Origin of the sequence: Streptomyces sp. NPDC058678 (genome assembly GCF_042714835.1) — a bacterium.
In the GTDB taxonomy this organism is placed as follows: domain Bacteria; phylum Actinomycetota; class Actinomycetes; order Streptomycetales; family Streptomycetaceae; genus Streptomyces.
Genome location: NZ_JBHXSG010000017.1, coordinates 102,483 through 126,996, shown reverse-complemented (window position 1 = coordinate 126,996; position 24,514 = coordinate 102,483). Strand labels below are relative to the sequence as shown.

Here is a 24,514-nt window from a genome sequence, read left to right as displayed (position 1 = left end):
GGAGTTATCCACAGGCGGTTGTCCACAGGGGTGGCAGGGTGGCCTCGGCGTTGGCACAGTGGTGGGCATGCGGGGGTGGTGGCAGGACCTCACCGACCTGGTGCTGCCGGCCGAGTGCGGAGGCTGCGGGGCGCCTCGTACGGTGCTCTGCCCGGAGTGCCGTGCCGTCCTGAGCGGGGCCGTACCGCGCCGGGTGCGACCGGATCCGGAGCCGTCGGGACTGCCGGTCGTGCACGCGGCGGCCCGGTACGCGGACGAGGTGCGGGCCATGTTGCTGGCCCACAAGGAACGAGGTGCGCTGGCGCTGGCGACACCGCTCGGTACGGCCCTGGCGGGGGCCGTGCGGGCCGGACTGCAGCACGCCTGGGGACCGCCTCACGGGGCCGGGCTCGGGGAAGCGCGAAGGCTGGTCGGCGCGGCTGAGGGCACGAGGGCCGCGGGGCCGGACGACGAGGTCGTGATGCTCGTCCCTGTGCCGTCCTCGCGTGGGGCGGTTCGGGCCCGGGGGCATGATCCGGCGCGGCGGATCGCGCTTGCCGCGGCTGGGCAGCTTCGGCGGGCGGGTACGCCTGCGCGGGTGGTTTCCGTGCTGCGGCAGGGGCGTGCCGTTGCCGACCAGACGGGGCTCAACTCCCGGCAGCGGCTCGAGAATCTCGCCGGCGCGCTGGTGGTGGCCCCCGGCGGCGGACGGCTGCTCCTCGGCGGCCCGGTCGTGCTCGTCGACGACCTGATGACCACGGGCGCCTCTCTGACGGAAGCGGCGCGTGCGGTGCGGGCGGCGCGCACGGGGGCGGCGGTGTCCGGCGGGGACGTGGCGGCGTACGGCGGCCGGAACCGTGCGGGGTACGCGGTTGCCGGTGGTGCTGGCGCGGACGCGGGGCCGGTCGCGGAGGGTGGTGGCGCGGCTTCGGTGCGGCACACGGAAGTTGGCTGTGGTGGGCGTACGTGGGCAGGTGGGGCGGATGTGTGTGGAGAGGGTGCAACGGCGGTGTATGGCGCGGCAGGCCGGGAAGGCAGAGGGGACCGGATGAGCGGCGCGACGGAGGAGGAGACGGGCCGGGTGGCCGCCCCGTCGGAAATGGCGGGCGTGGGCGATGACCGCGACAGGATCCGCGCGGCCGTGGTCGCTGCCACGCCGGATTCTTTCGAAATAAACCGGAACTGACTGTGAACTTGCATCGTTGCAGGTAATGAGAGGGCCAATTCACCTGAACGGAGGTAGGCCGCGGTAGAGGGTGACGACATCCGTCCGGGCGAGATATGTTCGGTTGTGAGAGAAAGGCCCAGGCCACACCTCTCCTATCCGAATGCCGTGCCGTGGGTTTTTCACTATCACCCGCACTGGTGGAGTGGAGATCTTGCCCGCGGGGGAGGAGGTGGAAGTCACCGAGTCCGAGGTTCCGGGGCTCACCGGAGCCTGGTGCAAAAGGGAGATGCTCCGCAGCGAAGCGGAGTGATCCGGGAACGGAGTTCTGCGTGGACATCGTCGTCAAGGGCCGCAAGACCGAGGTGCCCGAGCGGTTCCGCAAGCACGTGGCCGAGAAGCTGAAGCTGGAGAAGATCCAGAAGCTCGATGGCAAGGTGATCAGCCTCGACGTCGAGGTGTCCAAGGAGCCGAACCCCCGACAGGCCGACCGCAGTGACCGGGTGGAGATCACGCTCCACTCCCGCGGTCCGGTGATCCGGGCGGAAGCGGCGGCCAGCGACCCGTACGCGGCACTCGACCTGGCGGCGGAGAAGCTGGACGCCCGGCTGCGCAAGCAGCACGACAAGCGCCACACACGCCGAGGCGCGCGGCGGCTGACGGCGGCCGAGGTCGCCGACCACGTTCCGGGCGCGGCGACGCTCAACGGGAACGGCCACCCCGTCCTCGAGGAAGAGTCGGACGGTGTGCCCACCAAGAAGATCGGCTCGCTGGAAGTGAAGGGTGACGGCCCCCTCATCGTCCGCGAGAAGACCCACGTCGCCTCTCCGATGACCCTCGACCAGGCCCTCTACGAGATGGAACTGGTCGGGCACGACTTCTACCTGTTCATCGACTCCGAGACCAAGGAGCCGAGCGTCGTCTACCGGCGGCACGCCTACGACTACGGCGTCATCCACCTCAGCACGGACCCGATGGTCGCCCAGGCGCAACCCCCCGCGGCGGGTGGCATGCTGGGCGGCTGATCACCCTGCCGACAGCCGAGCCGGTGCCCCTGGTGCGCGTGTGCGCCCCCAGGGGCACCGGTATGCGACCACTTCACGCCCCGCTCTGTCACCGCAGTGTCGTCCCGGCATGAAATCATGGCCGCACCGGCCCAACCGCTGGGCCGTTGCCTTGGGTTGGCGATGGCACAGAACCACAGGCCACAGCCTTCAGGGGGAGGAACGATGGCGGACAGCTTCGGACCGATGCAGGACGAGGACGCCGGAGACGGCGTCGTCGCCACGGGCCCGGACGCGGGCTCTCCACGCAAGGAGCCGATCCGTGTCCTGGTCGTGGACGACCACGCCCTCTTCCGTCGTGGCCTGGAGATCGTGCTCGCGGCCGAGGAGGACATCCAGGTCGTGGGAGAGGCCGGGGACGGCGCGGAGGCCGTGGACAAGGCCGCCGACCTGCTGCCGGACATCGTGCTGATGGATGTACGGATGCCCAAGCGCGGCGGGATCGAGGCATGCACCTCCATCAAGGAGGTCGCCCCCAGCGCCAAGATCATCATGCTGACGATCAGCGACGAGGAAGCCGACCTCTACGAAGCGATCAAGGCGGGCGCGACCGGATATCTCCTCAAGGAGATCTCCACCGACGAGGTGGCCACCGCCATTCGCGCGGTGGCCGACGGACAGTCGCAGATCAGCCCTTCGATGGCGTCGAAACTTCTCACCGAGTTCAAGTCGATGATCCAGCGCACCGACGAGCGCCGTCTCGTGCCCGCGCCACGGCTCACGGATCGTGAGCTGGAGGTACTGAAGCTGGTCGCCACGGGGATGAACAACCGGGATATCGCCAAGGAGTTGTTCATCTCCGAGAACACCGTGAAGAACCATGTGCGCAACATCCTGGAGAAGCTGCAGCTGCACTCCAGGATGGAGGCGGTGGTGTACGCGATGCGGGAGAAGATCCTCGAAATCCGGTAAGGACGGGATCAGCCGGTCGCACGGGCGAGTTCCCTCGCAAGGGGCTCGCGCAGTTCCGGTGCGTCCACCCGTTCCACCTGTATGCCCGTGCAGTTCACCCAGCTCGCCGCCTCGACCAGGGCCTGCGCGACCGCCGGGACCGCCTTCGGGCCGTCCAGGGTGACCTGCCTGGCGACCAGGGTGCTGCCCTCGCGGGCCGGGTCCACACGGCCCACCAGGTGGCCGCCGGCCAGCACCGGCATCGCGAAATAGCCGTACACCCGCTTCTGCTTGGGGACGTAGGCCTCCAGGCGGTGGGTGAAGCCGAAGATCCGCTCGGTGCGTGCCCGTTCCCAGACGAGGGAGTCGAAGGGGGACAGGAGGGTGGTGCGGTGGCGGCCGCGCGGGGGAGTCTCCAGGGCCGCCGGGTCGGCCCAGGCCGGCTTGCCCCAGCTCTCGACCGTGACCGGGACCAGGCCCGAGTCGGCGATCACCGCGTCGACCTGTTCGGCCTTGAGGCGGTGGTAGTCGGCGAGGTCCGCGCGCGTGCCGACGCCCAGGGACTGGCCGGCGAGGCGGACCAGGCGGCGCAGGCACTCGGTGTCGGTCAGGTCGTCGTGCAGGAGGGTGTCCGGGACGGCGCGTTCGGCGAGGTCGTACACGCGCTTCCAGCCGCGGCGCTCGACGCACACCACCTCGCCGTACATGAGGGCGCGCTCGACGGCGACCTTCGTGCCGGACCAGTCCCACCACTCGCTGGTCTTCTTCGCGCCGCCCAGATCCGTGGCGGTCAGCGGGCCTTCGGTGCGGAGCTGCTTGATGACCTGGTCGTAGGTGCCGTCGGGGAGCGTGTGGTTCCAGTGCGGGCGGCTGCGGTAGGCGCGGCGGCGGAAGGCGAAGTGGGGCCACTCCTCGATGGGGAGGATGCAGGCGGCGTGGGACCAGTACTCGAAGGCATGGGGACGTGCCGGAGCCGCGCCCGTGGCCGCGGTGCCCCAGTAGGCGCTCTCGACCGTCTTGCGGCCCACGGCGCCGAGGCGGGCGTACGGGATGAGTTCGTGGGAGCGGGCGAGGACCGAGATGGTGTCGAGTTGGACCGCGCCCAGGTGGCGGAGGATGCCGCGGACGCCCGAGCGGCGGTCCGGGGCGCCTAGGAAGCCCTGGGCCCTGAGGGCGATGCGGCGGGCTTCGTCTGCCGAGAGGGTGGTGGCCGGGCGCAGGGTCGTCATGGGCCGCACGATAGAGGGTGGGACTGACAACGCGGCATGAGCTGCGGCTTCGCGGCTACGACCGTGACGGCACCGGCAAATACGGTGCCGTGGACGGCAGTCCCAGGTCCGACGGCAGTAGCGAACCCACCCAGCAGTCCCGTCGTACGCCCTGGTGGGTGATCGCGGAGCGCAGGGTGCCCTCGAAGGCGAAGCCGGCACGTTCCGCCACCGCGCGGGAGGGGTGGTTGCCGACTTCCGCGCGCCATTCCACGCGATCGACCGACAGGTCGGTGAAGGACCAGCGGGCGGCGGAGCGGGCGGCCTCGGTGATGTAGCCGTTGCCGCGGTGCTCCTTCGCGCCCCAGAAGCCGATCTCGGCCACGCTCAGGGAGCGCATCGTGAGGCTGACCATGCCCGTCAGCTCACCGTCCGGGAGGAAGAGGCCGAAGGTGAACATGGAGCCGTCCGCCCAGCCCTCGGGAACCAGTTGCTCGGTGAAACTGCGGGCGTGTTCGGGAAGGTAGGGCGCGGGAATCGACGTCCAGCGCTGGATGTCGGGGTCCTGTGCGGCCGCGTACACCGCGTCGGTGTCCTGTGGGCCGACGGCGCGCAGCAGGAGGCGGCCGGTGGTGAGCGTGACGGGGTCCATCGGCCGATTCTGCTCGGGGTTCGACGAAGGCACCATCTCTTTGCCGTGCGTGAGCGAGTGATCACAATTCGCGCAATTCGTCCGAGTGGTGCGGCACCATCCGCGGGGCCCGGACGTTGTTCCTTCGAAGAGATGTGAAGCAGTGGGCACTCACCGTCCCGGCAGGCCTCCCGGCGTGGCGGGGTCCTCGCATACGATGGCCGTTGCTCAGTAGTCCAATGGAAACCGACCGTCCAAGGCCCGACCGGCAAGGAGACCAACCCCCGTGTCCGTCCTCTCCAAGATCATGCGTGCAGGCGAAGGCAAGATTCTGCGCAAGCTGCACCGCATCGCGGACCAGGTCAACTCCATCGAAGAGGACTTCGTCGACCTCTCCGACGCCGAGCTGCGGGCCCTCACCGATGAGTACAAGCAGCGGTACGCCGATGGTGAGAGCTTGGACGACCTGCTGCCCGAGGCCTTCGCGACCGTGCGCGAGGCCGCCAAGCGCGTCCTCGGACAGCGTCACTACGACGTCCAGATGATGGGCGGCGCCGCCCTTCACCTCGGCTACGTGGCCGAGATGAAGACCGGTGAGGGCAAGACCCTGGTCGGCACCCTGCCCGCCTACCTGAACGCCCTCTCCGGAGAAGGCGTCCACCTGATCACGGTCAACGACTACCTGGCCGAGCGCGACTCCGAGATGATGGGCCGCGTCCACAAGTTCCTGGGCCTGGACGTCGGCTGCATCCTCGCCAACATGACGCCGGCCCAGCGCCGCGAGCAGTACCGGTGCGACATCACCTACGGCACGAACAACGAGTTCGGCTTCGACTACCTGCGCGACAACATGGCGTGGTCCAAGGACGAGCTCGTCCAGCGCGGCCACAACTTCGCCATCGTCGACGAGGTCGACTCCATCCTCGTCGACGAGGCCCGTACGCCGCTGATCATCTCCGGTCCGGCCGACCAGGCCACCAAGTGGTACGGCGACTTCGCCAAGCTGGTGACCCGGCTGAAGAAGGGCGAGCCGGGCAACCCCCTCAAGGGTCTCGAGGAGACCGGCGACTACGACGTCGACGAGAAGAAGCGCACGGTCGCCATCCACGAGTCCGGCGTCGCCAAGGTCGAGGACTGGCTGGGCATCGACAACCTCTACGAGTCGGTGAACACCCCGCTGGTGGGCTACCTGAACAACGCCATCAAGGCCAAGGAGCTCTTCAAGGCGGACAAGGACTACGTCGTCATCGACGGCGAGGTCATGATCGTCGACGAGCACACCGGCCGTATCCTCGCCGGCCGCCGCTACAACGAGGGCATGCACCAGGCGATCGAGGCGAAGGAAGGGGTGGACATCAAGGACGAGAACCAGACGCTCGCCACGATCACCCTCCAGAACTTCTTCCGCCTCTACAAGCGCCACGACCACAACGGCAAGGAACAGCCCGGCCTCTGCGGCATGACCGGTACGGCCATGACCGAGGCCGCCGAGTTCCACCAGATCTACAAGCTCGGCGTCGTCCCGATCCCGACCAACCGGCCCATGGTCCGCAAGGACCAGTCGGACCTGATCTACCGCACCGAGGTCGCCAAGTTCGAGGCGGTCGTCGACGACATCGTCGAGAAGCACGGGAAGGGCCAGCCGATCCTCGTCGGTACGACGTCGGTCGAGAAGTCCGAATACCTCTCGCAGCAGCTCTCCAAGCGCGGAATCCAGCACGAGGTGCTGAACGCGAAGCAGCACGACCGTGAGGCCCCGATCATCGCCCAGGCCGGCCGCAAGGGCGCCGTCACCGTCGCCACCAACATGGCCGGCCGTGGTACCGACATCAAGCTCGGCGGCAACCCCGACGACCTCGCCGAGGCGGAGCTGCGTCAGCGCGGCCTCGACCCCGAGGAGCACATCGAGGAGTGGGCCGCGGCCCTGCCCGCCGCCCTGGAGAGGGCCGAGAAGGCGGTCAAGGCGGAGTTCGAAGAGGTCAAGGAGCTCGGCGGGCTCTACGTCCTCGGCACCGAGAGGCACGAGTCGCGTCGTATCGACAACCAGCTGCGCGGTCGTTCCGGCCGCCAGGGAGACCCGGGCGAGTCCCGCTTCTACCTCTCCCTGGGCGACGACCTGATGCGTCTGTTCAAGGCCCAGATGGTCGAGCGCGTGATGTCGATGGCGAACGTCCCGGACGACGTGCCGATCGAGAACAAGATGGTCACGCGCGCGATCGCGTCCGCGCAGTCGCAGGTCGAGCAGCAGAACTTCGAGACCCGTAAGAACGTCCTGAAGTACGACGAGGTCCTCAACCGGCAGCGCGAGGTCATCTACGGCGAGCGCCGCCGCGTCCTGGAGGGCGAGGACCTGCACGAGCAGGTCCAGCACTTCATGGACGACACCATCGACGCGTACGTCACCGCGGAGACCGCCGAGGGCTTCCCGGAGGACTGGGACCTCGACCGGCTGTGGGGTGCGTTCAAGCAGCTCTACCCGGTGAAGGTCACCGTCGAGGAGCTGGAGGACGCGGCCGGCGACCGCGCCGGTCTGACCGCCGAGTTCATCGGCGAGTCCATCAAGGACGACATCCACGACCAGTACGCGGCGCGCGAGGCGCAGCTCGGCTCCGAGATCATGCGTGAGCTGGAGCGCCGGGTCGTGCTGTCGGTCCTGGACCGCAAGTGGCGCGAGCACCTCTACGAGATGGACTACCTCCAGGAGGGCATCGGCCTGCGCGCGATGGCGCAGAAGGACCCGCTGGTCGAGTACCAGCGCGAGGGCTTCGACATGTTCACCGCCATGATGGAGGGCATCAAGGAGGAGTCCGTCGGCTACCTGTTCAACCTGGAGGTCCAGGTCGAGCAGCAGGTCGAGGAGGTCCCGGTCGAGGACGCGAAGCCGTCGCTCGACAAGAAGGACGCGGTGCCGGCGCAGGCGGGTGCGCGTCCCGAGATCCGCGCCAAGGGGCTCGACGTCCCGCAGCGCCGGGAGCTGCACTTCTCCGCGCCGACCGTGGACGGCGAGGGCGGTGTCATCGAGGGCGACTTCGCCGACGACGACGAGCCGGTGCGCTCCGAGTCCGACGGCCTCACGCGCGCCGAGCGGCGCAAGCAGTCGCGTGGCGGGCGCCGCCGCAAGAAGTGACGGTGCGGTCGCCTGCGGCGCCGTAGCGGTTCGAAGGGCCGGGTCACCTGAGGGTGCCCGGCCCTTCGGCGTGCGACGCGCCGGGCTGTCCGTGTCAGTCGTCGTCCGTGTGCGGCCTGCGGGGGCCGCCGAGCTCCACCGCCGTGCGACGCGCCGGGCTGTCCGTGTCAGTCGTCGTCCGTGTGCGGCCTGCGGGGGCCGCCGAGCTCCACCGCCGTGCAGCGCCAGCGCAGGTCGAGGCCCTGCTCCAGGCGGAAGGCCATGGCACGCAGCTGGTCGCCGGCACCGATGAGGGCGAAGGCCTCGATGGCGCCGGGGCGGGGGACGTAGTAGCCGATGTCGCGGACGACGGGCAGCGTGCCGCGCGTGGCGCGCAGGGGGCCGCGTTCGGCGAGCCAGGCCAGTTCGTCGTAGGCGCGGCCCGCGGTGTGCCGGAGCATCCAGTGGACGGGGCGTCGGCCGCTCAGCACGGCGAGGAGGCGGTCGGCGAAGACGTCGGTGGGGCGGGGCTGGGGGAGGGGGCTGCGGGGGCTTTGGGCGGGGACGGCGGAGGTGGTGGGGGTTCCCAGGGCCCCGGGGGTGGGACTTGGCGTGGTGGGCCTCGTAGGGGCTGTGGGGGGCCTTCCCGCGGTGTCGGGCCTGGTGGGCCTGGTGGGGGTGGTGGCCAGGTTAGGAGCGGCGGTGGTGCGGGTGCGGGCGCGCGTGCTGGTGCTGGTGCTGGTGCTGGGGGCGAGCGGGGCCGGCCCGGGGGCGGCCGTCGCGGGGCGGTTGTCGGTCGGGCTCGTGCGGGTGGGGGTTCCGGACGTGCCCGGTGAGCCCGGCGGGCGGCCGTCGGGCGTGGTCGTGCGGGGCGTGCCCCCGCCCGGGGCGCGGGGCGGGGTGCCGCCGGGGCGGCGGGGGTCGCGGCGGCCCGGCGGGCGGGCGCCGGGGTGGTGGTTCGCCCTCGTCATGACCTTGTGCATCGGTGTCCCCGCTCGATCGGCCCGGGTAGTACCGGGCGGTAACTTCGTGGTTGGGGATCTTGTACGGGGTTCTGGACCCCGGCGGCAAGGCGGCGGAGGTCCTCGCCGGGGTGGCCGGAATGTTCACCTATCAGAGTGGTCCGGGGTGGTGGAAAGCCCGGCGTGGCGGGGGCGTACCGGGTGACTTCCGGGGCGTCGGGTGGACGCCTCCAGGGGGGCGGGCGGGGACTCGAAAGGGGACCCCGCGGACGTATCCTGAAGGCCCTCCGGGAGGCGCCGAACGCCCCTCCGGGAGGGCCCGAGGAGCCTTCGACCACGAAAGAAGCGGCGAGCCATGCGTGTCTACGTCCCCCTGACTCTTCCCGGGCTCGCCGAGGCGTACAAGGCGGGAGAGCTGGGGAGCGGGCCGTTCGTCGCGTACGCGGTCACGCCGGCGTTGCGGGAGTGGTACCTGTCCGACGACATCGAGGAGTTGGAGTACGCCGCGCTCAACCGGGCCGCGCTGGCCTCGCTGCGGTTGCTGGCGGCGGACGCCGAGGCGGTGCGACGGCGGGTTGTGGTCGCCGTGGACGTGCCTGACGGTGCGGCGGCCTCCGATCCCGACGGGGCGCTGGATCCTGCCGCGCTCGGTGAGGTGCGGGTCGCCGGGGGTGTGCCGTTGGACAAGGCGGCGGCCGTGCATGTCGATGCCGGGGACGCGGAGGCGGATGTGGCCGCGGCGGCCGACGCGCTGGCGGCGGCGGACGGTGGGGACGACGACGCGCAGTTCGTCGTGGACGGGGCCGAGGACCATGAGCTGCTGTGGTTCGCCCGTCAGGAGATCCCGAACCTGGTGGGGCTGGGAGGCTGAGGGCGGAGTTCTGCTCGGCCGCGAGCTGGAGGTCTCTTGATTGTCAGTGAGGGCGGGTACGTTTTCGGCATGGGGAAGCAGACAGGCGCGCACATTGTGTGGGACTGGAACGGGACGCTGTTCCACGACAATGACGCGATTATCGGGGCGACGAACGCGGCGTTCGCGGAGTTGGGGCTGGCGCCGATCACGATGGAGCAGTACCGGGCGTTGTACTGCGTGCCGGTGCCGAAGTTCTACGAGCGGTTGATGGGGCGGCTGCCCACCGAGACCGAGTGGGAGGTCATGGATGAGACCTTTCATCGGTACTACGCCGAGCATCGGGTGAGATGCGGGCTGACCGCGGGGGCGGCGGAGCTGCTCACCGGTTGGGGGTCTGCGGGGCGGAGTCAGTCGATCCTCAGCATGTACGTGCACGACGAACTCGTGCCGTTGGTACGGGGGTTCGGTATCGAGGCGCACTTCTTGAGGGTTGACGGGCGGGTCGGGCCGTCCGGCGGGAGCAAGGCGGAGCACATGGTGCGGCACCTCGGGGCGCTTGTCGGGGTGGTGGACCCGGCTCGGACGGTGGTCATCGGGGACGCCGCCGACGATGCGGTGGCGGCTCGGTATGTGGGGGCGCGGGCCGTGCTGTACACCGGGGGGTCGCACGGGCGGGCGAGCCTTGAGGTGGTGGGGGTGCCGGTGGTGGACACGCTGGAGGAGGCCGTGGTGGAGGCGGAGCGGTTGGCGGCGTGACGCTGCGATGAGCCGGGGGCGGGTTGGTTGGCGCCGGGCGGTTTCTCGCCCCCGCCGCCCCTACCCGTCCCGTCCCCAAGGGCTTCGCCCCTTCGACCCCACCAGGGGCTCCGCCCCTGGACCCTGGCGGGGACTGCGTCCCCTGCACCCCTCGTGGGGCTCCGCCCCTGGGCCCTGGCGGGGACTGCGTCCCCTGCACCCCTGGTGGCTCCGCTCCTGGGCCCTGGCGGGGACTGCGTCCCTGTGGGCTCCGCCCCCGGACCCCGGCGGGACTGCGTCCCCTGCGCCCCTCGTGCGGCTCCGCCCCCTCCCGCCCTCCCCACGCCTACGCGCCGTCCCCCACCACCACGCAGGTTGCAAACAGCGCGCCCGCGCTTGAGTAGGAATTGAGGATGACCCGCATGGAATGTCGTCCTTCGCCCCTGTGCGGAACGTCAAAGTTCACCCCCCTGTTTTGTACACATACGGCTCATGACGGCCCCCCTGTGGGGAGCGATAGCCTGGTGGCGTGATCAGCGCGATAGTTCGCGGGGGCATCGTCGCCCCTGCCCTGCGCCCGGGGAGCACGGACTACATCCGTGACCGGGCGGCGGTCGCTGGTCTTCGCGGGCGGGACGGGGGCGCAAGAGCCCCCAGGACGCCGTACACACCCCGGAAGCACGCGCCGCAGAGAGCAGCGTCACACCCTTCCGGCGTGTCGAGAATGGCTGATAACCCCCCGCTCATCTCGCCTTGCGGCATAGCGTCGGAGCAGACCGGACACCCCGCGTCACGGCGTTACGTCACAGGGGAAGAGACCGTACTTCCACCTACGTCACGCAACGGCGCGCGACAGGAGCCAGAGGACAATGCAGACCAAGCTGGACGAAGCAAAGGCCGAGCTGCTCGAGAGGGCCGCCCGGGTAGCTGAGAACAGCCCGGTCGGGGGGCACCTACCGACCGGGACGACGGATGCGAGCACACCCGACCGGGACACCCTGCTCGCGTTCCTCCAGCGCTACTACCTGCACACCGCCCCGGAGGACCTCGCCGACCGCGACCCGGTCGACATCTTCGGAGCCGCATACAGTCACTACCGGTTGGCCGAGAACCGCCCGCAGGGCACGGCCAACGTGCGGGTCCACACGCCCACCGTGGAAGAGAACGGGTGGACGTGCGCTCATTCGGTGGTCGAAGTCGTCACCGATGACATGCCCTTCCTCGTCGACTCCGTCACCAACGAGCTGACGCGGCAGGGGCGTGGGATCCACGTCGTCATCCATCCGCAGGTCATCGTGCGGCGTGACGTCACCGGCAAGCTCAGCGAGGTGCTCACCCCGCCTCCCACCGGCGAATTGCCGCACGACGCGCACACCGAGTCCTGGATCCATGTCGAGATCGACCGCGAGAGCGACCGCGGCGACCTGAAGCAGATCACCGCCGACCTGCTGCGTGTCCTGTCCGACGTCCGTGAGGCCGTCGAGGACTGGGAGAAGATGCGGGACGCGGCGCTGCGCATGGCCGACGAGATGCCCAAGGAGCCCGTCGCCTCCGATCTGCGCGAGCAGGAGATCGAGGAGGCGCGGGAGCTGCTGCGCTGGCTGGCCGCCGACCACTTCACCTTCCTCGGGTATCGGGAGTACCGGCTGCGGAAGGACGACTCCCTCGTGGCCGTCCCCGGCACCGGGCTCGGCATACTGCGGTCCGACCCGCACCACGCGAGCGACGAGAGCCATCCCGTCAGCCCCTCCTTCGAGCGGCTTCCCGCCGACGCCCGCGCCAAGGCCCGCGAGCACAAGCTGCTCGTGCTGACCAAGGCCAACAGCCGGGCCACCGTGCACCGGCCGTCGTACCTCGACTACGTCGGGGTCAAGAAGTTCGACGAGAACGGCAACGTGGTTGGTGAGCGGCGCTTCCTCGGGCTGTTCTCGTCGGCCGCCTACACCGAGTCCGTGCGCAGGGTTCCGGTCGTCCGCCGCAAGGTCGAGGAGGTCCTGGAGCGCGCCGGGTTCTCGCCCAACAGCCATGACGGGCGCGACCTGCTCCAGATTTTGGAGACGTACCCGCGCGACGACCTCTTCCAGACCCCGGTCGACGAGCTGCAGGCCATCGTCACCTCCGTGCTCTACCTCCAGGAGCGCAGGCGGCTGCGGCTCTACCTGCGCCAGGACGAGTACGGGCGCTACTACTCCGCCCTCGTCTACCTGCCCCGCGACCGGTACACCACGGGCGTACGGCTGCGGATCATCGACATCCTGAAGGAGGAACTCGGCGGCACCAGCGTCGACTTCACCGCCTGGAACACCGAGTCGATCCTCTCCCGGCTGCACTTCGTCGTCCGGGTCCCGCAGGGCACCGAGCTGGCGCAGATGTCCGACGCCGACAAGGACCGCATCGAGGCGCGGCTGGTGGAGGCCGCGCGGTCGTGGGCCGACGGGTTCGGGGAGGCGCTGAACGCCGAGTTCGGCGAGGAGCGCGCCGCCGAGCTGCTGCGCCGCTACGCCAACGCGATCCCGGAGGGCTACAAGGCCGACCACAACCCGCGCTCCGCGGTCGCCGACCTCGCGCAGCTCGAGAAGCTCACCGAGGAGACCGGCTTCTCGCTCAGCCTGTACGAGCCCGTGGGCGCCGCCCCCGAGGAGCGCCGGTTCAAGATCTACCGCAAGGGCGAGTCCATTACCCTGTCGGCCGTGCTGCCGGTCCTCAACCGGCTCGGTGTCGAGGTGATGGACGAGCGGCCGTACGAACTGCGCTGCTCGGACCGGAGTGTGGCGTGGATCTACGACTTCGGGCTGCGCATGCCCCAGCCGAAGAGCGGGAGCGGCGACTACCTCGGTGACGACGGGCGCGAGCGGTTCCAGGACGCCTTCGCCGCGACCTGGACCGGCCAGGCGGAGAACGACGGGTTCAACGCCCTCGTGCTGAGCGCCGGGCTGCACTGGCGTCAGGCGATGGTGCTGCGGGCGTACGCGAAGTACCTGCGGCAGGCGGGCTCGACGTTCAGCCAGGACTACATGGAGGACACCCTCCGCCACAACGTGCACACCACCCGGCTGCTGGTGTCGCTGTTCGAGGCGCGGATGTCGCCGGACCGGCAGCGGGCCGGGCACGAGCTCGTCGACGCGCTCCTCGAAGAGCTCGAAGCGGCTCTCGACCAGGTCGCCTCGCTCGACGAGGACCGGATCCTGCGGTCGTTCCTGACCGTCATCAAGGCGACCCTGAGGACGAACTTCTTCCAGGAGGCGGCGGGCGGCCAGCCGCACGAGTACGTCTCCATGAAGTTCGACCCGCAGATGATCCCCGATCTGCCGGCGCCGCGCCCGGCCTTCGAGATCTGGGTCTACTCGCCGCGGGTGGAAGGCGTGCACCTGCGGTTCGGGAAGGTCGCGCGAGGCGGGCTGCGCTGGTCCGACCGGCGTGAGGACTTCCGCACCGAGATCCTCGGCCTGGTCAAGGCGCAGATGGTGAAGAACACCGTCATCGTGCCGGTCGGCGCAAAGGGCGGTTTCGTCGCCAAGCAGCTGCCCGACCCGGCCGTGGACCGGGACGCGTGGCTGGCGGAGGGCATCCGCAGCTACAAGACCTTCATCTCGGCGCTGCTCGACATCACCGACAACATGGTCGCCGGCGAAGTGGTCCCGCCCGCCGACGTCGTCCGGCACGACGAGGACGACACCTATCTCGTCGTCGCCGCCGACAAGGGCACCGCGACCTTCTCGGACATCGCCAACGGGGTCGCCGAGACCTACAACTTCTGGCTCGGCGACGCCTTCGCCTCCGGCGGCAGCGCCGGCTACGACCACAAGGGCATGGGCATCACCGCCCGCGGTGCCTGGGAGTCCGTCAAGCGGCACTTCCGGGAGCTGGGCGTGAACACGCAGGCCGAGGACTTCACGGTCGTCGGCATCGGTGACATGTCCGGTGACGTGTTCGGCAACGGCATGCTGCTCTCCGAGCACATCCGCCTGGTCGCCGCCTTCGACCACCGGCACATCTTCATCGACCCGAAGCCCGACGCGGCCACCTCCTACGCCGAACGCCGCCGCGTGTTCGAGCTGCCCCGCTCCAGCTGGGCCGACTACGACACGGCGCTCATCTCCGCGGGTGGCGGCGTGTTCCCCCGTACGGCCAAGGCGATCCCGGTCAACGCGCACATCCGCGAGGCCCTCGGCATCGAGGGCAAGGTCGCCAAGATGACGCCGGCCGACCTGATGAAGGCGATCCTCAAGGCGCCGGTGGACCTGCTGTGGAACGGCGGCATCGGTACGTACGTGAAGGCGAGCACCGAAACGCACGCGGACGTCGGCGACAAGGCCAACGACCCGATCCGCGTCGACGGCGCCGACCTGCGCGTCAGGGTCGTCGGCGAGGGCGGCAACCTGGGCCTGACCCAGCTCGGCCGGATCGAGTTCGCGCTGCACGGCGGCAAGATCAACACGGACGCCATCGACAACAGCGCGGGCGTGGACACCTCCGACCACGAGGTGAACATCAAGATCCTGCTCAACGGCCTGGTCGCGGACGGCGACATGACGATCAAGCAGCGCAACAAGCTGCTCGCCGAGATGACCGACGAGGTCGGCCACCTGGTCCTGCGCAACAACTACGCGCAGAACACGGCCATCGCCAACGCGCTCGCCCAGTCCAAGGACATGCTCCACGCCCAGCAGCGGTACCTGCGTCACCTGGTGCGCGAGGGCCTGCTGGACCGGGCGCTGGAGTTCCTGCCCACCGACCGCCAGATCCGCGAACGCCTCGGCGCCGCACAGGGCCTGACCGGACCGGAGACGGCCGTCCTGCTGGCCTACACGAAGATCACGGTCGCCGAGGAGCTGCTGCACACCTCGCTGCCGGACGACCCGTACCTGCGCACCCTGCTGCACGCGTACTTCCCGAGCGCGCTGCGCGAGGCGTTCGGAGAACGCATCGACGGCCACCCGCTGCAGCGCGAGATCACCACGACCGTGCTGGTCAACGACACGGTCAACACGGGCGGTACGACCTACCTGCACCGGCTGCGCGAGGAGACCGGCGCCTCGCTGGAGGAGATCGTGCGGGCGCAGACCGCGGCCCGAGCGATCTTCCGCTCCGGTGTCGTGTGGGACGCGGTGGAAGCGCTCGACAACAAGGTCGAGGCCGCCGTCCAGACCCGGATCCGGCTGCACTCGCGGCGCCTGGTCGAGCGCGGTACGCGCTGGCTGCTCAACAACCGGCCGCAGCCGCTCCAGCTCGCCGAGACCGTCGAGTTCTTCGCCGACCGGGTCGAGCAGGTGTGGTCGCAGCTGCCCAAGCAGCTGCGGGGCGCGGACCTGGAGTGGTACCAGAAGATCTACGACGAGCTGGCGGGCGTCGGCGTGCCGGACGAGGTCGCCACGCGCGTCGCCGGGTTCTCGTCCGCCTTCCCCACGCTCGACATCGTCTCGGTGGCCGATCGCATGGGCCGGGACCCACTGGACGTCGCCGAGGTCTACTACGACCTCGCCGACCGGCTCCACATCACCCAGCTCATGGACCGCATCATCGAGCTGCCCCGCGCCGACCGCTGGCAGTCCATGGCCCGCGCCTCCATCCGTGAGGACCTCTACGCGGCCCACGCGGCCCTGACCGCCGACGTCCTCGCGGTGGGCAACGGCACCTCGACTCCCGAGCAGCGCTTCAAGGCGTGGGAGGAGAAGAACGCGGCGATCCTGGGGCGGGCGCGGACGACTCTGGACGAGATCCAGGGCTCGGAGACGTTCGACCTGGCGAACCTGTCGGTGGCCATGCGGACGATGCGGACGCTGCTGCGGACGCATTCGTAGGCCGTACGAGCAGCAGGGCGCCCCGGGCCGTGGAGGCTCGGGGCGCCCTTGTTCTGCGGGGCTCGTCACGAGGATCCTGTGCGGCTCGTCACGAGGATTCGTCGGGGCCCCACGAGGATGCTGAGAGGCCTCGTCACGAGCGAGGATTCTGAGAGGCCTCGTCAGGAGGAGACCGGCACCTGCGGTTTGGCCTTCGCCTTGTCGGGGCCGCCGGTGAACGCCTCGTACGCCTCCAGGACCTCCTCCGTCGGCCCGTCCATGCGCAGTTCGCCGCGCTCCAGCCACAGCACGCGGTCGCAGGTGTCGCGGATCGACTTGTTGCTGTGGCTGACCAGGAACACCGTGCCCGCGTGCTTGCGCAGCTCACGGATGCGGGTCTCGGAACGCTTCTGGAAGGAACGGTCGCCGGTCGCCAGCGCCTCGTCGATGAGCAGGACGTCGTGGTCCTTGGCGGCGGCGATGGAGAAGCGCAGGCGGGCGGCCATGCCGGAGGAGTAGGTGCGCATGGGGAGGGTGATGAAGTCGCCCTTCTCGTTGATGCCGGAGAAGTCGACGATCTCCTGGTAGCGCTCCTTGACCTGCTCTCGGGACATGCCCATGGCGAGGCCGCCGAGGTAGACGTTGCGCTCGCCGGTCAGGTCGTTCATCAGGGCCGCGTTCACGCCGAGGAGGGAGGGCTGCCCGTCGGTGTGGATGCGGCCGTTCTCCACCGGGAGCAGGCCGGCGACCGCCTTGAGCAGCGTCGACTTGCCCGAGCCGTTGGTACCGATCAGGCCGATCGCCTCGCCGCGGTACGCGACGAACGACACGTTCTTCACGGCGTGCACCGTGCGCACCCCGGCCGCCTTCTCGGCCTTCTTGCGGCGCAGCATGCGGTTGAGGGCGGCGGTCGCCGAGCCGCGGCCGGCGCCGGTGCCGTTGACCCGGTAGACGATGTCGACGCCGTCGGCGACGACGGTGGGGATCTTCTCGCCGTCGTAGATGTTCTCGGTCTTGTCAGCCACGGCCGTACGTCTCCTCAGCCTTCCAGAAGTAGATGAAGCCGCCGACTCCGGCGAGCAGGGCCCAGCCGGTCGCGATCAGCCATACGTGGGCCGGCAGCTGGCTCGCGTGGAAGCTGTCGATCAGCGCGAAGCGCATCAGGTCGATGTAGACGGCGGCCGGGTTGGCCCGGAGCACGGGCGAGACCCAGAACGGCAGGTCGCTGTGCTTGCTGAGCAGGTGATCGAGGCTCCACATCACGCCGGAGACGTACATCCATGTGCGCAGCACGAACGGCATCAGCTGCGCGATGTCCGGCGTCTTCGCGCCCAGCCGCGCCAGGATCATCGCGATGCCCGCGTTGAAGGTGAACTGCAGCGTCAGCGCCGGGATCGCCAGCAGCCAGGACGCCGACACCGGCACGCCGAAGAAGAGCAGGATCACGACCAGGGCGGCCATCGAGAACAACAGCTGCTGGAGCTGCTGGAGGCAGAAGGAGATGGGCAGCGCGGCCCGCGGGAAGTGCAGGGCCCGCACGAGGCCCAGGTTGCCGGAGATCGCCCGGGTGCCCGCCATGATCGAGCTCTGCGTGAACGTCCAGACGAACACGCCCGTCACCAGGAACGGGATGTAGTCCGGCACGCCCTTCTTGGTGCCCATCAGCACACCGAAGATGAAGTAGTAGACCGCCGCGTTCAGCAGCGGGGTCATCACCTGCCAGAGCTGGCCCAGCTTCGCCTGGCTGTACTGCGAGGTGAGCTTGGCGGTCGAGAAGGCGGTGATGAAGTGGCGCCGCGCCCACAGCTGGCTGACGTACTCGCGCAGGGAAGGGCGGGCGCCGCTGACCGAGAGGCCGTAGCGGGCGGCGAGGGCCGCGAGGTCGTCTTCGGCCGGGGCGGTCGCCGTCGTCGGGGGCGGTGTGTGGAGGACCTGGCTCACATCCGCTGCTTTCACTCGGGGGGTGGGGGTGCGTGCGGCTGGGTGGGCCCGTCGCCCGGCGTTTCCTTACGCTTCTCTTCACGTTTTCTTACGTCGGGACGGGACCGTATCGTCGCAACGTGAGCGTAGGCCGAGTTGACGTCGGAACGCAACCGTTTCGTCGTAACGCCCCTATGCTGGACCGCATGACGACGAACGCCGACGAGCCGCAGACGCGTCCGCGCCGCCGGGCCCCAGCGGGTGCCGCCGTACTCCGTGAGGATGTGACGGAGGCCATCCGGGCGGCCGTCTTCGAGGAGCTCGCGGCCGTCGGGTACGCGCGGATGTCCATCGAGGGGATCGCGCGCCGCGCGGGCGTCGGCAAGACCGCGGTGTACCGCCGCTGGCGCTCCAAACTGCACCTCGTCCTCGACGTCGTCTCGGCGCTCGCGGTGATGGGCCTGCCGGCGCCGGACACCGGCTCGCTCGAGGGCGACCTGCGGATGCTGTACGAGGTGACCTCCCGCGCCCTGCGCCACCCCGTGGCCTCGCAGGTCATCCCCGACCTCCAGGCCGAGGCGGCGCGCAACCCGGAGATCGCCGAGGCCATGCAGAAGACCCTGCGGGAGGGTCAGGAGGGCGTCGCCAGCAAGATCGTGGCGGCGGCACGGCAGCGCGGCGAGGTCCGTGAGGGGCTCGACGAGGACCTGGCCCTGGACCTGATCTCGGGGCCGCTGTACTGGCGGTCGGTGGTGATCCGCAGCCCGAAGCTCCCGAAGGGGTACTTGGGAGGGCTGGCGCGGGGCACCGCGGAGGCGCTCAAGGCGCTGTGAGCGGGCCTCGCCGGGAACGGCCCGCCGGACCCGTAGGAACATGGGTGCCATGAGACTCGTGATCGCTGAGGACAACGCGCTGTTGCGGGAGGGCCTCGTCCTCCTGCTGACGTCTGCCGGGCACGAGGTGGCGGCCGTCGTCGGCACCGGGCCCGAGGTGCTGCCCGCGCTGCTGGAGCACCGGCCGGACGTGGCGGTGCTGGATGTGCGGATGCCGCCCGGTTTCCGTGACGAGGGTCTGCGTGCCGCGCTCGCCGCGCGGAAGGAGATGCCCGGTCTGCCGGTGCTGGTGCTCTCGCAGTACGTGGAGGAGTCGTACGCCGCCGAGCTGCTGGGCGGGGGGAGCAGTGGGGTGGGTTATCTGCTCAAGGACCGGGTGGGGCGGGTCGATGAGTTCCTCGATGCGCTGGAGCGGGTCGCGGCCGGGGGGACGGCCCTTGATCCGGAGGTGGTGACGGAGTTGCTGACCCGGCGCCGGGACACCCCGCTCGACTCGCTGACGCCGCGCGAGAGTGAGGTGCTGAAGCTGATGGCGGAGGGGCACGACAACGCCACCATCGCGAAGACCCTGGTCGTCACGGAACGGGCGGTCCACAAGCACATCGGGAACGTGTTCCTGAAGCTGGGGCTGCCCCAGAGCGACAGCGGGCACCGCCGGGTGCTGGCCGTCCTGACGTACCTGAACAACGTCTAGGGCCCTGTCCGGCGGATCATGCCGCAGACGCGGGGCCTGGCACGCCGGTCTGCGGCGTTGTCGTCGGTTGCCGACTCCCCCACTCTCGACTTCGCTCGAGCGGGGGGACCCCCATCGCGTCGACGCTCTCCTCCGCCTTGCAGCTCGACGCACCAGGCCCCGCTCACCTGCGTCGATGAGGCGCCGCGGATTTCCTGCGACTTGATCCGCCGGACAGGCCCTAGTCGGCCCCAGCGGCAAGCGTCGGCGTCCGGGGGGCGGCCCGCAGTGCGGGGAGTTCCGGGGCGACGACCTCGCTCCGGCCACCCTCGGTCCACCGGACCAGGCCGTCCCGCCGGAGCCGGGACAGTGCCCGGCTCACCGGGACGCGGAGCCGGGACAGTGCCCGGTTCACCGGGACGCGGGTGACGCCCAGCAGGTCGGCCGGTTCGCGCCGACCGCCGGGCAGGGCGACGACCGTGCCGACCGGCCGCTCAGCTGCCGTCCGCTCCAGGAGCCAGGCCGCGAGTCGGGCCTCGCACGGGCAGTGCCGGTGTCCGTCAGCCGGTCCTGCTGGGGACGGCCCTGGGGCGACGACAGCGGCGCGCTCCGATCGTGGGCGTCCAGGTGCTCAACCGGCCGGCGAGTTCAGTGAGTCCGGTGTGCGCGGGGCCCGATTCGCGCGAGTGCCGACCCGCTCGTGAGCCGTGGGCGGCGCCGGTGACGGCACAGGCGGCGCCGCCCACGGCCGCGGCTAGCCGCGGGCAGCCTCCGGGTGCAGTCGTACCCAGCCCTCCCACGCGGAAATGATCATGTCCTGGACGTCGTGCTTGGCCTTCCAGCCCAGTTCGGCGGCGGCTCGGTCGGCGGAGGCGACGACGCGGGCCGGGTCGCCGGGGCGGCGGGGGCTGACCGTCGGGGGACGGTCGTAGCCGGTGAGGGCGTTGATGCGGTCGATCATCTCGCGGACCGAAACCCCTTCCCCGCGGCCGATGTTGAGGGTGAGGGCACGACCGGGGGAGGCCTGGAGGGCGCGGGCCGCCGCGACATGGGCCTCGGCGAGGTCGACGACGTGGATGTAGTCGCGTACGCACGTCCCGTCCGGCGTCTCGTAGTCGTCGCCGAAGATGCGCGGGGGCGCGTGGTCCGTGAGCTTCTCGAAGACCATGGGGATGAGGTTGGAGACGCCGGCGTCCGCGAGTTCGGGGCGCGCCGCGCCCGCCACGTTGAAGTAGCGCAGCGACGCCGTGGACAGTCCCGTCGCCCGGCCCGTCGCCCTGACCAGCCACTCGCCGGCCAGCTTCGTCTCGCCGTACGGCGACATGGGGGCGCAGGGCGTCTCCTCCGTCACCAGGCCGCCGTGGCGTTCGGTGTCCGGCATGCCGTACACGGCCGCGGAGGAGGAGAAGACGAAGGACGGCACAGTCGCCTCCGACACGGCCTCCAGGAGGACACGCAGGCCCTCGACGTTCTCCCGGTAGTAGTGCAGCGGCAGGTCCACCGACTCGCCCACCTGCTTCTTCGCCGCCAGATGGACGACACCGGTGACCTCGTGGTCGGCGAGAGTGCGGGCGAGGCGCTCGCCGTCCAGGGTCGAGCCCACCACCAGCGGTACGTCCTCGGGGATGCGGCCGGCGGTGCCGGTGGACAGGTCGTCGTACACCACCGTCCGTTCGCCCGCCTCGGTCATCGCCCGTACGACATGCGCCCCGATGTAACCGGCGCCGCCGGTGATCAGCCAGGTCATGTGCGGCCGTCCCCTCGTCAGTTGGCCTTGGTGGTCCGTGTCGCGTCTGCGTGTCGTGTGCGATTCGGCTCCCGTCATCAGTGAAGCAGGCGGCGGAGTCCGGCGCGGGCAAGTGTGATGACTCCGCGTGGAGTGTCGGCGACTCCCCGTGCCGGGCCGGGCGTCCGGGCTACCGTCGGTCCGGCCTCTCCTCCAGCGCCGCCGAATCCAGTGTCGACGTGAGCTGGTCGAGGCGTTCGCGCAGCTCGCGGAGTTCGTCGAGGTCGAAGCCGGTCGCCTGGAAGATCCGGCGCGGCACCTGGAGGGCGGGCTCGCGCATCGCGGCGCCCTTGTCGGTCAGCCGCACCTCCACGGAGCGCTCGTCGCGGGTGCTGCGCTCCCGTCGGACGAGGCCGGCCGCCTCCAGGCGCTTGAGCAGTGGCGACAGCGTGCCGGAGTCGAGGCGCAGGTGTTCGCCGAGCTTCTTCACGGGCGTCTCGCCCTGCTCCCACAGGACCAGCATCACCAGGTACTGCGGGTAGGTCAGCCCGAGATCCTTGAGGATCACGCGGTAGACGCCGTTGAACGCACGCGAGGCGGCGTGCAGGGAGAAGCAGATCTGGCCGTCGAGGCGCAGCCAGTCATCTTCCGGGGCTGATGGGGCAGCTGATGCGCTGGAGGGGGTCGGCGTGCGGGTCATGTCTCCAGGATAGCTCTTGCGAGCCATTCAATTGTGCACAACTGAATTGTGTGCTCTACTAGTGGTCGTACGGCGGCCGGACAGGCCGCCGAGACGTGACTCGAGAGGGATGGATTTCCATGGACGCGCTCTACACCGCTGTCGCCACCGCCACGCACGGCCGGGACGGCCGTGCCGTCTCCTCCGACGGCACCCTGGACCTCGCGCTGGGCATCCCGGTGGAGATGGGCGGCAACGGGCAGGGCACCAACCCGGAGCAGCTGTTCGCCGCCGGTTACGCCGCCTGCTTCGGCAGCGCCCTCGGCCTGGTCGGCCGTCAGGCCAAGGTCGACGTCAGCGACGCCGCCGTCACCGCCGAGGTCGGCATAGGCAAGCAGGGCGAGGGCTTCGGCCTCAAGGTCACCCTCCGCGTCGAGCTGCCCGACACCGTGGACGAGGCGGCCGGCCGCAAGCTGGTCGAGCAGGCCCACCAGGTCTGCCCCTACTCCAACGCCACCCGCGGCAACATCGAGGTCGACCTCGTCATCGAGTAATCCCCGGTCGGACACACAGAGCCGCACCCGACCCGCGCCGGCACGTGCCCCGTCCGCCCGCTCCACGCCATCACCAGGTGGGGCGGACGACGGCGGTGCGCTCGGCGCGGGTCGACGTCTGGGCGAGGCCGGCGCGGACGTCCGCGAGCCGCCTCGCCCACGCCCGCTCGTCGAGGGCCGCGTCCGGCCCGTTACGGGCGCCGCGTCCGGGCGAGCGGGGCACCTGCCAGTACGCCGGCGACATCACCCGCCAGAACGGGAACTGGACGACCTGGTACGGGTGGGGCGCCGGACCCGGCGGCTCGTCACCCCAGCGAGTGAGCCCGTTCGGAGCGGTCCTGCGTGGGCAGGGCCACCGGCTCCCGGACGAAACGCTCCAGCAGCAGCGGCACCCCCATCACCGGCAGCAGCCACGCCAGCACCATCAGCCGGTCGCCCCAGATGTTGATGTCCGGGTGCCCGGCCTGTGTGAGGACCCCGGTGAAGGCAGCCGCCACCAGGAACCCGCCGAACGCCCGGCGGTGCCCCCGCAGAGCGCCCCACGCCCCCGCCGCCAGGGCCGCCACGAACAGCGGCTGCCACAGCTGCCGGCGCAGCCACTCCGTCCAGAAGTTGGCCTCGAGGCGCAGGAACTCCGGCCACGGCCGGGTCCGGTCGGGGCGGGTGAAGTGGTTGGCGAGCAGATCCTGGAGGCTCTCGGACGCGGACGGGTAGCGCAGCACCTTCGCCAGCAGCAGCGTCCCGACCACCGCACAACAGCCCACGCCCGCAAGCGCCACGGCCCCACGCCCCACATCCCGATCCCGCTCCCGCCCCCGCCGCCTCACGCCGACCACCAGCCCCGCCCCCGCCAGACACAACCCCAGAAACAGCGCCTGCGAGTGCTTCACCGTGAACAGTGCCGCCAGCGAGCCGCCCACCAGCACCAGACCGGCCCGCGTCCGATGCCCGTGCAGCACCAGCGCGCACCCCCACACCGCCGCCAGCGTCAGTGCCAGCAGCAGGCCCTCGGTCATCGGCCGCATGGCGGTCGTGCCGCACGGCAGCACGTAGTACAGCGCCTGACCGGTCAGCGCGAGCGGTACCGGCACGGACAGGGTGCGCAGGATCAGGAACGCCAGGACGCCGCCCGCGACGGTGATGACGACACTCGCCGCCCACACCCCCCAGATCACGCCCAGCACGGTGACGAACGGCAGCAGGAACACCGGGTATCCGGGCCGCGCCTCGAAGATCCGCAGGAACCGCTCGGAACTGAACGGCGCGGTGTGCCCGCCCGTCTGCCCCGCCCGCATCCGCGCGTCCACCTCCCGCCAGGCCGTGGCCCGGCACTCCGTCCTGACCTGCCGACGCGGGTCCGGCGCTCGGAAGCGCACGACGTCCACCTTCTGCCGGCGGTACGCCGTCGACGCCCGGCCCGTGCAGGCGTACTCGATGGTGGCGGCCGCCGCCTCCCGCTTGCTGTCGCCGCGCAGGTCCAGGGCGTACGACAGGTAGTTCTTGGTGTCGGGGGTGTCCCGGCCGGTGACGTTCGCGAGCTGGAGCACGGCGAACACCGCGGCCAGCACCAGCACCCAGGTGCGCGGCCTCATGAGCACGCCGCCAGGTCACGGCCCGCGGCGGCCCCCGACACCGCCCGGCCCACCGCCGGTCCGGGCGGCACCCACCCGTACGCCCCGGGGAAGCCGGTCGCTGCGCCGATCGGGATCGCGGTCAGCCGGCCCACGACCTCGCCGACCTGACGGCCGGGCCGTC

The 24,514-nt window shown here is 70.5% G+C and carries 20 protein-coding genes and 1 pseudogene; 10 read left to right on the top strand and 11 right to left on the bottom strand.

Annotated features, from left to right (window positions below):
- The first annotated feature begins 67 nt into the window (after positions 1 to 67).
- The 3 genes from ACFWWR_RS18100 (at position 68) to ACFWWR_RS18090 (ending at position 3,120) form a co-directional block, all read left to right on the top strand.
- The gene (locus ACFWWR_RS18100) at positions 68 to 1,165 is read left to right on the top strand and encodes a ComF family protein (RefSeq protein ID WP_384304161.1); all 1,098 of its coding nucleotides are present in this window, start codon (positions 68 to 70) and stop codon (positions 1,163 to 1,165) included.
- Between the two features lie 311 nt (positions 1,166 to 1,476).
- Positions 1,477 to 2,169 (top strand): ribosome hibernation-promoting factor, HPF/YfiA family, encoded by a 693-nt coding sequence (gene hpf / locus ACFWWR_RS18095; protein ID WP_383859649.1) that lies wholly within the window; start codon positions 1,477 to 1,479, stop codon positions 2,167 to 2,169.
- Between the two features lie 204 nt (positions 2,170 to 2,373).
- Positions 2,374 to 3,120, top strand: a complete 747-nt coding sequence (locus tag ACFWWR_RS18090) for a response regulator (RefSeq protein ID WP_383859646.1) — start codon at positions 2,374 to 2,376, stop codon at positions 3,118 to 3,120.
- 8 nt (positions 3,121 to 3,128) lie between these two features.
- Here the strand turns inward: ACFWWR_RS18090 and ACFWWR_RS18085 are convergent, their stop codons facing one another.
- Together ACFWWR_RS18085 and ACFWWR_RS18080 are read right to left on the bottom strand one after the other, a co-directional pair.
- The gene (locus ACFWWR_RS18085; RefSeq protein WP_383859643.1) at positions 3,129 to 4,328 is read right to left on the bottom strand and encodes a winged helix-turn-helix domain-containing protein; all 1,200 of its coding nucleotides are present in this window, start codon (positions 4,326 to 4,328) and stop codon (positions 3,129 to 3,131) included.
- 55 nt (positions 4,329 to 4,383) lie between these two features.
- The gene (locus ACFWWR_RS18080) at positions 4,384 to 4,959 is read right to left on the bottom strand and encodes a GNAT family N-acetyltransferase (protein WP_383859640.1); all 576 of its coding nucleotides are present in this window, start codon (positions 4,957 to 4,959) and stop codon (positions 4,384 to 4,386) included.
- A 265-nt stretch (positions 4,960 to 5,224) separates the two neighbouring features.
- Here ACFWWR_RS18080 and secA point away from each other — a divergent pair, with 265 nt between their 5' ends.
- Positions 5,225 to 8,065 carry a preprotein translocase subunit SecA gene (gene secA, locus ACFWWR_RS18075; protein WP_383859636.1) on the top strand — a complete coding sequence of 947 codons (2,841 nt, stop codon included), beginning with the start codon at positions 5,225 to 5,227 and terminating at the stop codon, positions 8,063 to 8,065.
- 167 nt (positions 8,066 to 8,232) lie between these two features.
- On the opposite strand, the gene ACFWWR_RS18070 is transcribed toward secA, so the two are convergent.
- A complete protein-coding gene (locus ACFWWR_RS18070) occupies positions 8,233 to 9,027 on the bottom strand; it encodes an Rv3235 family protein (protein WP_384304159.1) in 795 nt (264 codons plus the stop codon).
- 334 nt (positions 9,028 to 9,361) lie between these two features.
- Here ACFWWR_RS18070 and ACFWWR_RS18065 point away from each other — a divergent pair, with 334 nt between their 5' ends.
- The 3 genes from ACFWWR_RS18065 (at position 9,362) to ACFWWR_RS18055 (ending at position 16,395) form a co-directional block, all read left to right on the top strand.
- On the top strand, positions 9,362 to 9,877 hold the full coding sequence (locus tag ACFWWR_RS18065; protein WP_384304156.1) for a DUF6912 family protein: 516 nt from the start codon (positions 9,362 to 9,364) through the stop codon (positions 9,875 to 9,877).
- A 69-nt stretch (positions 9,878 to 9,946) separates the two neighbouring features.
- Positions 9,947 to 10,615: an HAD family hydrolase gene (locus tag ACFWWR_RS18060; RefSeq protein WP_383859698.1), complete on the top strand. Its 669-nt coding sequence runs from the start codon at positions 9,947 to 9,949 to the stop codon at positions 10,613 to 10,615.
- Between the two features lie 848 nt (positions 10,616 to 11,463).
- Entirely contained in the window at positions 11,464 to 16,395 is a 4,932-nt protein-coding gene (locus ACFWWR_RS18055; RefSeq protein WP_383859627.1) for an NAD-glutamate dehydrogenase, read from the top strand.
- Positions 16,396 to 16,556: 161 nt separating this feature from the next.
- Here ACFWWR_RS18055 and ACFWWR_RS18050 read toward each other — a convergent pair whose 3' ends face one another.
- Both ACFWWR_RS18050 and ACFWWR_RS18045 read right to left on the bottom strand, forming a co-directional pair.
- Entirely contained in the window at positions 16,557 to 17,399 is an 843-nt protein-coding gene (locus ACFWWR_RS18050) for an ABC transporter ATP-binding protein (protein WP_383859624.1), read from the bottom strand.
- The gene (locus ACFWWR_RS18045) at positions 17,392 to 18,315 is read right to left on the bottom strand and encodes an ABC transporter permease (RefSeq protein WP_383859621.1); all 924 of its coding nucleotides are present in this window, start codon (positions 18,313 to 18,315) and stop codon (positions 17,392 to 17,394) included. Before ACFWWR_RS18045 ends, ACFWWR_RS18050 begins: the two co-directional genes overlap by 8 nt.
- Positions 18,316 to 18,500: 185 nt before the next feature.
- Between ACFWWR_RS18045 and ACFWWR_RS18040 the strand changes: the two genes are divergently transcribed.
- Both ACFWWR_RS18040 and ACFWWR_RS18035 read left to right on the top strand, forming a co-directional pair.
- Positions 18,501 to 19,127: a TetR/AcrR family transcriptional regulator gene (locus ACFWWR_RS18040; protein ID WP_383859618.1), complete on the top strand. Its 627-nt coding sequence runs from the start codon at positions 18,501 to 18,503 to the stop codon at positions 19,125 to 19,127.
- A 49-nt stretch (positions 19,128 to 19,176) separates the two neighbouring features.
- On the top strand, positions 19,177 to 19,821 hold the full coding sequence (locus tag ACFWWR_RS18035; protein ID WP_383859615.1) for a LuxR C-terminal-related transcriptional regulator: 645 nt from the start codon (positions 19,177 to 19,179) through the stop codon (positions 19,819 to 19,821).
- Between the two features lie 220 nt (positions 19,822 to 20,041).
- On the opposite strand, the gene ACFWWR_RS18030 is transcribed toward ACFWWR_RS18035, so the two are convergent.
- The 4 genes and pseudogenes from ACFWWR_RS18030 to ACFWWR_RS18015 form a co-directional block, all read right to left on the bottom strand.
- The gene (locus tag ACFWWR_RS18030) at positions 20,042 to 20,215 is read right to left on the bottom strand and encodes a hypothetical protein (RefSeq protein WP_384304153.1); all 174 of its coding nucleotides are present in this window, start codon (positions 20,213 to 20,215) and stop codon (positions 20,042 to 20,044) included.
- A 33-nt stretch (positions 20,216 to 20,248) separates the two neighbouring features.
- Positions 20,249 to 20,314 (bottom strand): annotated as a pseudogene (locus ACFWWR_RS18025) (hypothetical protein); the annotation flags it as partial.
- Positions 20,315 to 20,554: 240 nt separating this feature from the next.
- Positions 20,555 to 21,547: a UDP-glucose 4-epimerase GalE gene (gene galE / locus ACFWWR_RS18020; protein WP_383859609.1), complete on the bottom strand. Its 993-nt coding sequence runs from the start codon at positions 21,545 to 21,547 to the stop codon at positions 20,555 to 20,557.
- 169 nt (positions 21,548 to 21,716) lie between these two features.
- Positions 21,717 to 22,226: a MarR family winged helix-turn-helix transcriptional regulator gene (locus ACFWWR_RS18015; RefSeq protein ID WP_383859606.1), complete on the bottom strand. Its 510-nt coding sequence runs from the start codon at positions 22,224 to 22,226 to the stop codon at positions 21,717 to 21,719.
- A 119-nt stretch (positions 22,227 to 22,345) separates the two neighbouring features.
- Between ACFWWR_RS18015 and ACFWWR_RS18010 the strand changes: the two genes are divergently transcribed.
- Entirely contained in the window at positions 22,346 to 22,759 is a 414-nt protein-coding gene (locus tag ACFWWR_RS18010) for an organic hydroperoxide resistance protein (RefSeq protein WP_383859603.1), read from the top strand.
- A 70-nt stretch (positions 22,760 to 22,829) separates the two neighbouring features.
- On the opposite strand, the gene ACFWWR_RS18005 is transcribed toward ACFWWR_RS18010, so the two are convergent.
- Together ACFWWR_RS18005 and ACFWWR_RS18000 are read right to left on the bottom strand one after the other, a co-directional pair.
- A complete protein-coding gene (locus tag ACFWWR_RS18005; RefSeq protein ID WP_383859600.1) occupies positions 22,830 to 23,006 on the bottom strand; it encodes a hypothetical protein in 177 nt (58 codons plus the stop codon).
- Positions 23,007 to 23,064: 58 nt separating this feature from the next.
- On the bottom strand, positions 23,065 to 24,351 hold the full coding sequence (locus ACFWWR_RS18000; RefSeq protein WP_383859695.1) for a hypothetical protein: 1,287 nt from the start codon (positions 24,349 to 24,351) through the stop codon (positions 23,065 to 23,067).
- Positions 24,352 to 24,514: the final 163 nt, after the last annotated feature.

Excerpts from the sequence above, each read along its gene's own strand:
- ACFWWR_RS18010 (WP_383859603.1), top strand. The coding sequence starts at position 22,346 with ATGGACGCGCTCTACACCGCTGTCGCCACCGCCACGCACGGCCGGGAC.
- galE (WP_383859609.1), bottom strand. The coding sequence starts at position 21,547 with ATGACCTGGCTGATCACCGGCGGCGCCGGTTACATCGGGGCGCATGTC.
- ACFWWR_RS18015 (WP_383859606.1), bottom strand. The coding sequence starts at position 22,226 with ATGACCCGCACGCCGACCCCCTCCAGCGCATCAGCTGCCCCATCAGCC.
- ACFWWR_RS18000 (WP_383859695.1), bottom strand. The coding sequence starts at position 24,351 with ATGAGGCCGCGCACCTGGGTGCTGGTGCTGGCCGCGGTGTTCGCCGTG.
- ACFWWR_RS18100 (WP_384304161.1), top strand. The coding sequence starts at position 68 with ATGCGGGGGTGGTGGCAGGACCTCACCGACCTGGTGCTGCCGGCCGAG.
- ACFWWR_RS18060 (WP_383859698.1), top strand. The coding sequence starts at position 9,947 with ATGGGGAAGCAGACAGGCGCGCACATTGTGTGGGACTGGAACGGGACG.
- ACFWWR_RS18080 (WP_383859640.1), bottom strand. The coding sequence starts at position 4,959 with ATGGACCCCGTCACGCTCACCACCGGCCGCCTCCTGCTGCGCGCCGTC.
- ACFWWR_RS18040 (WP_383859618.1), top strand. The coding sequence starts at position 18,501 with ATGACGACGAACGCCGACGAGCCGCAGACGCGTCCGCGCCGCCGGGCC.
- ACFWWR_RS18085 (WP_383859643.1), bottom strand. The coding sequence starts at position 4,328 with ATGACGACCCTGCGCCCGGCCACCACCCTCTCGGCAGACGAAGCCCGC.
- ACFWWR_RS18055 (WP_383859627.1), top strand. The coding sequence starts at position 11,464 with ATGCAGACCAAGCTGGACGAAGCAAAGGCCGAGCTGCTCGAGAGGGCC.
- ACFWWR_RS18070 (WP_384304159.1), bottom strand. The coding sequence starts at position 9,027 with ATGCACAAGGTCATGACGAGGGCGAACCACCACCCCGGCGCCCGCCCG.
- ACFWWR_RS18035 (WP_383859615.1), top strand. The coding sequence starts at position 19,177 with ATGAGACTCGTGATCGCTGAGGACAACGCGCTGTTGCGGGAGGGCCTC.
- ACFWWR_RS18065 (WP_384304156.1), top strand. The coding sequence starts at position 9,362 with ATGCGTGTCTACGTCCCCCTGACTCTTCCCGGGCTCGCCGAGGCGTAC.
- ACFWWR_RS18090 (WP_383859646.1), top strand. The coding sequence starts at position 2,374 with ATGGCGGACAGCTTCGGACCGATGCAGGACGAGGACGCCGGAGACGGC.